Annotated in this window: 3 protein-coding genes; all 3 read left to right on the forward strand. The window is 39.1% G+C overall.

Annotated features, from left to right (window positions below; genetic code table 11):
* Positions 1-92: 92 nt before the first annotated feature.
* The 3 genes from EA341_RS09705 to EA341_RS09715 all read left to right on the forward strand — a co-directional run bounded on the left by EA341_RS09705 (position 93) and on the right by EA341_RS09715 (position 8770).
* Entirely contained in the window at positions 93-3365 is a 3273-nt protein-coding gene (locus EA341_RS09705; RefSeq protein WP_293013493.1) for a glycosyl hydrolase, read from the forward strand.
* 453 nt (positions 3366-3818) lie between these two features.
* On the forward strand, positions 3819-6992 hold the full coding sequence (locus EA341_RS09710) for a TonB-dependent receptor (RefSeq protein WP_293013496.1): 3174 nt from the start codon (positions 3819-3821) through the stop codon (positions 6990-6992).
* A 32-nt stretch (positions 6993-7024) separates the two neighbouring features.
* Positions 7025-8770: a RagB/SusD family nutrient uptake outer membrane protein gene (locus EA341_RS09715; RefSeq protein ID WP_293013498.1), complete on the forward strand. Its 1746-nt coding sequence runs from the start codon at positions 7025-7027 to the stop codon at positions 8768-8770.
* The last annotated feature ends 219 nt before the right edge of the window (positions 8771-8989 follow it).

Raw genomic sequence — 8989 nt, forward strand, 5'->3', positions numbered from 1 at the left:
CTTCCCAGGTTTTATTTGATTTTCTTGATGCAGGATCCTGGATATATTGGGATGGTATTACCCCTGATGTTTTTGATTCCAACCTGGATACGATGATTAAAATAAACGGTATTGAGGCATCACTTGGGAACAATTACAGGATCAATCAATATTACCAGAAAGGCTCCGTAATCCGACCAAGGGATGAAACATATTCTGCTTTGACCATTTTTACGGAAAATGATTTCAGTGGACAGTCTGCCGGCCTTAAGGAAAGAATCATTTATAAAGGAAGTGAAATTCCTTCTGGAATGGATAATGCAACCCGATCTTTTGTACTTAAGAGGGGATACATGGCCACCTTTGCGGTGAAACCCAACGGCACAAGTAAAGGTAAAGTCTATATAGCCTCTGAAGAGGATATGTTGGTAGAGAATTTACCTGTTTCACTGGATGGAAATGTCAGCTTCATAAGGGTTGTTCCATGGAATTGGGTAACCAAGAAGGGAACCGGTGGTTTCTTTGACAGAATAGATGCCAGCTGGTATTATAACTGGGGATTGGGTCAGGGATCTAGGCCCAATTATGAAAACGCAGCCATGGCATGGGGAGCAGGCGGTGCCTCGCCATCCAGTGTTAATACAATTATCAATAGAGAGGATATCACTCATTTTTTGGGTTTCAATGAATCTGACCACTGTACAGGCCAATCAGGTCAGTTCAATAATTTATGTGAGCCGGAAGTGGCAGTTGCTTATTTTGAAGGCTTATTGGCTTCGGGATTAAGGATTGGGAGCCCAGCGCCAAGAGAAAATGGTCCATTTACTTGGTTGAGAGAGTTTAATAGAATAGCCAAAGAAAGAGATGTAAGATTCGATTTTGTGGCAGTCCACTGGTATGATTGGGGTGGGAATCCTGCAAATACTCCGAATGCGAATCCCCAACAAATCTTTAACCGTTTCCGGAATTACCTGGAACAGGTGTATAATGAATACCAAATGCCGATCTGGATTACAGAGTTCAATGCAAACCCAAATAGGGGCAATGCAGTGCAGGAAGCTTTTCTTCAGCTGGCATTACCCTACTTGGAGAGTCTGGAATATGTGGAACGCTATGCCTATTTCCAGCCAAATCCGAATAATTCCCAAAATCAGGTAGAACCTTCAAATTATCTGGATGATGATGGAAACCTGACCAATATCGGTCTGTTATTTCTGAATCACGAATCTACGCCATCTATTCCCCAGCCAACTTATGCCCCGGCCAATAACTTAGAAGGAATGGAAATGCCTTACATACCAAAGGAAGTAAACAGTTTGATTTTTGAAGCAGAATGTGGAAAATATCTGGGATCACAGTGGGATATACTTTCAGATCCGGAGGCCTCAAATGAGTATTTTATACAGGGTAATCCCGACAATGATGGGGAGACGCAAATAGCAAGGCAAGTCCATTTTGAGTTCGAAATTGAAAATCCTGAAACTTACAGGGCCTGGATAAGGGTCCAAACAGGAGGTGTAAATGCACCTGTCAGGGTCAGAATGGACAATGGGGAACTGGAACAGATCGGTGGTTTCAATAGTGAAGGTTTTACCTGGTTTCAAATACCAAGATTCTATGACTTAAAGGAAGGAAAACATAGAATGACTTTGGAGTTTCCAAATCCCAATATGAAATTGGATCAGGTAGGTTTGATCAATGGAAGTCTAAATATGGAGGATATGTTTCAGGATGCAGGGTATTGTGTGCCTACAGACAATTTCTGGGGCTTGGAGGAAACTGATGCCATTGAATTCTTCGAGGCAGAGGATGTAGTTTTGGGAGCATCTTGGACAGTTTCGGAAACAGAAAATGCTATTGGAGGTCTTTTTGTCCAAACAGCAGATGTAGGTCCATCATTAGAAAATCCGCCGGGGACAGAGGGAGTTCTTACTTTGGATTTTGAAGTTGAAGAAGCTGATGAATACGAGATTTGGGCAAAAATACAGGCTGTTTCAGAAGAAGTGGAATCAAGTATTTGGATTTCAGTGGACGGGGATCCATTTAGAAAAATGGCCGATTTGCAAAACAGTATTTACGAATGGTATTGGAAACCTTTTCATTTTAGTTATGAATCCGAACAAAGAAGATTTTCATATTTTCTGGAATCAGGAACCCATACACTAAAAGTGGCATACTCCTCTGGCAATGTATTTTTGGACAGATTTGCCCTAGTCACCAAGGGCAATGATCCAAGTGATGAGGATCCCGATATTATTTTCTTGGAAGAAAATCTGGAATTTGAAGCCGAACATGCAGAGCTTTTAGGCTCATCTGTAATTGTAAATTGTGTGAATTCTTCAAATGGACAACAGGTGAATATGGGCTCTTCAAATAATAATGGGATAAGATTTGATGAAATCGTAGCAGATGAATCAGGATCTTATAATTTGGAAATTTCCTACATGAGTGCCCCGGCCCGAAATTTCAGATTGGTAGTGAACGGAGAGAATTTAGGAATGCAATCAGTTGAGTCTTCCGGTGTTTGGTGTTTTAATGGTGGCTCACCTGCAGTTTATGAAATAGAAGTACAGCTGAATGAAGGTGTAAACAGTGTGGTCCTGAGACCTCTTAATGGTGATTCACCCCTGATTGACAAAATCAAATTTGAAAAGTTATCCAATGACAGTCCGGGCCTTGTCTCATTGGAAGCGGAAGAGGCTGAATTATTGGGCAACAGTGCCATTCAAAATTGCGAAAATGCCTCGAATGGACTTATGGTGAATATGGGTGCAAATGTGAATAATGGGATAAGGTTCAGCAATATTGTTTTACAGGAAAGTAAAATATACGATGTGGAAATTCACTACATCACTGCAAATGAAAGATCCATGACCATCGTAAATGGTATCACTTCAACCCAGGAAACATTTGAACCCTCAGGGCCATGGTGTTTCAATGGCGGAGAAATGGCAATAAAAACTGTCCAGATGGAGCTTGAGCAAGGGCCGAATTTTGTTGAATTGAGGCCGGATGGAACTGATGCCCCGATAATTGACAAAATTGTCATTCTGGATCAAGGAAACTTAAATATGAGAGTTCTTCAGGCAGAAGAGGAATCTATGGATATTGAAAAATTTTCTCTGAACCCAGAGGAATTCAAAGTATACCCCAACCCGGTTAAGGTGGGAGAAAATATCATTATTCAGGTGCCTGGAGTTCCTGAGGAGGGAGAGGTAATTCACATATCTATGACCGATATGACTGGGAGGCAGATGTATGACGATACTGTATTGGATACCGAAACCCAATCGGTTTTGGTCGACAGGAATCTGAGCAGAGGTTTGTATTTGATTACCATTCGGAATGGAAATCGAAGATATGTATGGAAGCTTAAGGTGGATTGAAAGTGGAAATTCAAATAAAAAAGGGCCGGGTTTTCCGGCCTTTTTTGGTTGTAAGCACTTCCGGTTTTTTTCAAAGTCATAGGAAGGCCACCGCAAGCTGAGTTATATTCCTGATATTAAAATCTCATTCTCCTAAGATTTACCCTATCATAACTAAACCAGCCAAATGAATACCTGAGTAGATCGTTTTCATCCTTTTATTCCAATAAAGATCTATTTGACATCATTAATTATCGCTGGATTTAGGAGAGTCAAGTAATTATTTTAATAAAAATAAAATTGTCCATGTATTATTTTTTTTAATCCATATCCTCTAGCGATACGGAATCTAAATTTATTTAAAGATTTAACCAGGTGAATTGATCCCGTTGATTTTCATTTAAAAGTTGAAATTCCTTGTTGATTTCTTTCTTGGTTTTTGTGCTCATAAGTAAACCTAAAATTCAATAATCTATGAGAAATTTTACATTCAAATTTATATTGATTACCGTTTTAACGCTGTATGGACACTTGTCATATTCACAAAATGTAGTTGTGACCGGTACAGTCCTCGATGAAGAAACGAAGGAAGGTATCCCTGGAGTTAGTGTAATAGTCAGGGATGGGGATTCTGAAAGGACCTCAGGAACAGCCACTGATATCGATGGGAGTTATTCAATAGAAGTGTCTCCCAATGCATCACTTTCATTTAGTTTTATTGGATATAAAACCCAAACTGTCAAAGTCGATAATAGGACGGTTTTGGATATTTCCTTATCAGTAGACGACTCAAGACTTGAAGAGGTAGTTGTGGTAGGGTATGGATCCCAGCGCCGTTCTGATCTTACTGGGTCTGTTTCCACACTGAAAACAGATGAGGTGGTTTCGGTTCCTACAACAAATGTTAAAAATCTTTTCGCAGGTAGGGTTCCGGGAGTCATATCCATGCAAACACCGGGACTTCCAGGTGCTGATAACTCAGATTTAAGAATCCGCGGATTTGGCAATGCCCTGGTAATAGTGGATGGGGTTGAATCTTTTCTTGACAGAATAGATCCCAATGATATAGAATCTGTGACTGTTTTAAAAGATGCTTCTGCTGCAATCTATGGAGCAAGAGCAGGAAATGGAGTTATTTTGATAACTACCAAACAAGGGAAAGCGGGAGATATCAAACTTAATATACATTCCTATGCAGGTGTCCAAAACCCAACTATGTTTCCAACCCAAACAGATGCTGCTGGTTATATTGAAATGGCAAGAGCAGGCCAGTTCAACCGTCAGTATAACCCAAGTAATCCAGATCAGGAAATTAATTATGGAGAATTTACCGAAGATAGGCTGAATCAGTATAGAAGCGGTGAATTGGAAAGCTATGATTGGATAGATGCTCTATTAAGAAATGGTGGAGGGAATATTCAGGCGAATAATATAAACGTCAGTGGAGGTAATGAGGATGTTAAATTTTATACCTCAGTTGGCTACCTGACTCAGAATGGGATTTTTGAAGGAGACTATGATTATAAAAAAATTAATATTACCAACAACCTGAATGCAAAAATAGGGGATAGGATAAATTTGTCCTTACTCACCTCTTATATAGAAGAAGAAAGAGATTTTGCACAGTTTAATCCGGGAACCATCTGGAATAACCTAAGAACCGCTTTGCCTTTTTTCCCAACAGAATTACCAGACCCCACAAGAATACCTTATTCAGGATTTAACCAGAGAAACCCGGTTGCCGGGACAAGAAAAGATTTTTCAGGATTTAATTATACAAAACTGGAGACAATTGCAGCGGCCCTGCAGTTGGATTATGATGTCCCTGAGATTGAAGGACTTAATGTCGGTTTCAGGATCAACGTTAGAATGCGTAATATTTCCAATGAAAACCTTGTGAAACCATTTGAGGTATTTGAATACAACCCTGCGAATGAAGAGTATATCCTGAGAGGTGTCCAGTCAGATAATCAATTCTCTAAAAGTTTTGGAGGAAACCAAAATGATCCAAACAGGAGAATCCTTTCCCGATTTTTTATTGACTATAAAAAACAGATTGACAAGCATCAGGTAGGAGCATTGGTTTTTTATGAAATGGAGGACAACAATATTAATGTTATTTCAGCTTTAAGGAGAAACTTGCTTTCACCTGATATCCCCCAAATTTCAGCCGGAGATGATGCCCTTACATCTACTGGAGGTACTGGCGTTTTGGTAGGTTATGCACGTACAAGTTTTGCAGGTAGAGTTAACTATGAATTTGACAGTAGGTTCCTGTTAGAAGGTACTTTAAGAGTTGACGGGAGTTCTAAGTTTGATCCACAGGTCAGATGGGGGTATTTCCCATCAGTTTCAGCAGGTTGGAAAATGCACAATGAAGGATTTCTGAGAAACAACAACACAGTCGATGAACTTAAACTAAGGTTGAGTTATAGTGAAACAGGTATAGATGCCAACGTAGGGAACACAGCATTTCAATACCTAAGCGGGTTTTCAGAATTGAACCAGGTATATTATTTAGATAGGGCTAACCCTACTACCCAAATTAGGACCACTGGGCTTGCCAACCCTTTCATCACTTGGGAAGAAACCACAATCTATAATGCAGGACTGGATTTTGGATTGTTTCAAGGAAAGCTTTATGGTAATGTTGATGCATTCTATAGATATAGAGATGGTCTTCTGCGTCAGCCACTGGAAGGATTACCTTCTACATTTGGAGCAAATTTACCCCTTTTCAATCTGGATTCAAGGAGTGACAGAGGAGTTGAGTTTTTATTGGGCTACCAGACCTTCATAGGGAAAGTGAAAGTTGATTTAAGTGGCAACTTTACATATGCAAGACAGAGATATGAGAATTTTCAGGAAAATATAGACCCCAGCGATCCAAATCAAATGAGAATCGATAGGAATTCAAATCAATGGTTTAACCGTTCGTTCGGATATATTACCGATGGGATTTTCAATACTCAGGAAGAAGTGGAAACCTGGATTGCAAATAATGAGGTAGTTACTATTAATGGAACTCCCAGAGTTGGAGATATCCGTTATGTGGATGTAAGTGGTCCTGATGGCGTGCCAGATGGCGTAATTGACCGTTATGACCTTCAACAGATAGGTTTTGGAGGGTTTCCCGAGATAAATTTTGGACTGAATTTGAATCTTTCATATAATAATTTTGCGTTGACCACTGTTTGGCAAGGGGCCAGTAGGTTTAATATAAATGTCGGAGGTCTTTACAGAAATCCATTTGATAATGAAAATGTACCACTGGATCTTCATACTAAATACAGCTGGACACAAGACCCGAGTAACCCAGGTGTTGGAAATAACCCGAACGCTCAATTACCTGCTTTTGATATCGACGGATCTCGTCCCTGGAACAATGTCAATTCAGACTTTTGGCTAAAGGATGGAACTTACTTAAGGCTAAGAACAGCTCAATTGGCCTACAATATTCCCCAAGCACTGGCCAAAAAATTATGGACACGAAATATCAAATTTTATGTCGCAGGGGAAAACTTACTCACATTTTCAAGGCTGGGAATATTTGATGCTACACTTGACCCAGAACAAGCTTCAAACATAGGAACTTTTGGACTGCCAGTATTAAGGTCCTTCACCCTAGGGGTAATGATAGGTATTTAAGAAATTATTCAATTGCTATAAAAAATATTATCATGAAAAAAAATATATATATACTGATCTTAGGTTTGATCTCATTCAGTTGTTTTGATAATCTGGATAAGCAACCCGATTTTATTTCAGAAAATCTCGTGTTTGAAGATCCAAATCTAGTTGATGCCTATATCGCTGATTTATACGAAAGAATGAATTTCCAGAGAGGAACAGGAGTGCCAATGGGTACAAGAAGTGCTGTCGGAGCAGAAAACATAGCTTTTGCAAATTGGCAGGAACCTAATCAAGCCGCTACAAGGCAATACATTGCGGAGACTGGGCCAGGGCCTTTGGACAGATGGTTATATACACCTATCAGAGATATGAATTTTCTTCTAGAGAACATAGACAACAGTAGAACCCTGACAACCCAATTCAAAGAGGTCAAAAAGGCAGAAGTAAGGTTTTTAAGGGCATTTGCTTATTTTGAAATGGTTAAATCATTTGGAGGAGTGCCTTTGATACTTCGTGTTCAGGACATCAATGAACCAAGAGAAAATCTTTTAGTCTCAAGAGATAAAGAAGAAGAGGTTTATGATTTTATTTTCAATGAGTTGGATGAAATTAAAGAGGTTTTTGGTCAGTCAAAGACAGGAGCAAATGGACGTGCTGATAAATATGCAGCTTTAATGCTCCAAAGTAGGGCTATGCTTTATGCAGGGAGCATTGCCAGAAACGGTACTGTCCAACTTGATGGTGTTGTTGGGATACCTTCTGGAAGAGAAAATGAATTTTTTCAGAGATCATATGATGCATCCAAAGAAATAATTGATTCTGGTTTATTTCAACTTTATAATCAAAGTCCGGATAAAGTACAGAATTACAGAAATATATTTTTGGATGAAGGAAATGATGAAATGATTTTCGTAGAGGTTTTCGAACCTTTTATAAAAGGTCATGATCTAGATTTGATGGCTCATCCTGCTGGATTTAATGCGACATGGAATTCCAATTGGCCCGTTCTTTATGATTTTGTTGAAGTTTTTGACTTTAAGGACGGCAGATCAGGAAAGATTGACAGATCTGAATTCAATCCTAATAATTTATGGGATATTAATGACTTCTTCGGTAACAGGGACCCAAGATTCAAAGCTTCTGTTTTCTATCCCGAAACTGAATTTCAGGGCAGAAAGGTGTTCTTCCACTCAAGTACTGTTTATTTTGAGAATGGAGAGAGAAAAGAGTCTACCCGTGAGGTTGATAGTTTTGAGACTATCAACGGCGAAGTATTCCCAGGCGTTGCACCAAACAGAAACAGGGTCAATACAGGGTTGTTGCTCAGGAAGAGAGTGGATGATGCCAATACATTACCTCAAACAGGTAACTCAGGGACTGATTATGTAGTGTTCAGGTATGCAGAGACACTGCTTAATTTTGCTGAGGCATCATATTACCTGAATTTCACAAGTGATGCTTTAAGTGCAATTAACCAATTAAGAGAAAGGGTTGAAATGCCTTTGTACACTACAATTGATGAAGATAAAATCAGAAAAGAAAGACAAATTGAATTATGCTTTGAAGACCACAGGTATTATGATCTGGTAAGGTGGAGAATTGCACATGAAGTACTTTCTGTAAGGACAGCCGGAATGGTTTTTACCTACCATTTAGATGAAGATAAATATACCATCACTTTGAGGAATGCAGAAAACCTAGAAAGGGTATTTGAGCCCAGAAGATATTATCTGCCTTTTGGACTAGGAAGGCTTGCTCAAAATGAAAATCTGGTTCAAAATCCCGGTTTCTGATTATTCTTACCGGACAGAAAATTTATAAATATTTTGATTAGGGTAAAGTGTTAATTGAAAAAAGTGGGCTGGATAAAGCCCACCTTTTTTTTCTTTTCAAAGTGTACTTTGGGCTGATTTTGGTTTTGTGAGTCCTATTCTTTGAAAGTTTAACTATGCCTTGACTATAAACAAAAAAATATCCTAAGTGAAAAGTATAAAAGCTATTTCCGGGGGCTT

This window comes from Mongoliibacter sp. (assembly GCF_007692705.1).
Taxonomy (GTDB): domain Bacteria; phylum Bacteroidota; class Bacteroidia; order Cytophagales; family Cyclobacteriaceae; genus Mongoliibacter.

Excerpts from the sequence above, each read along its gene's own strand:
- EA341_RS09705 (WP_293013493.1), top strand. The coding sequence starts at position 93 with ATGATTAAAATAAACGGTATTGAGGCATCACTTGGGAACAATTACAGG.
- EA341_RS09710 (WP_293013496.1), top strand. The coding sequence starts at position 3,819 with ATGAGAAATTTTACATTCAAATTTATATTGATTACCGTTTTAACGCTG.
- EA341_RS09715 (WP_293013498.1), top strand. The coding sequence starts at position 7,025 with ATGAAAAAAAATATATATATACTGATCTTAGGTTTGATCTCATTCAGT.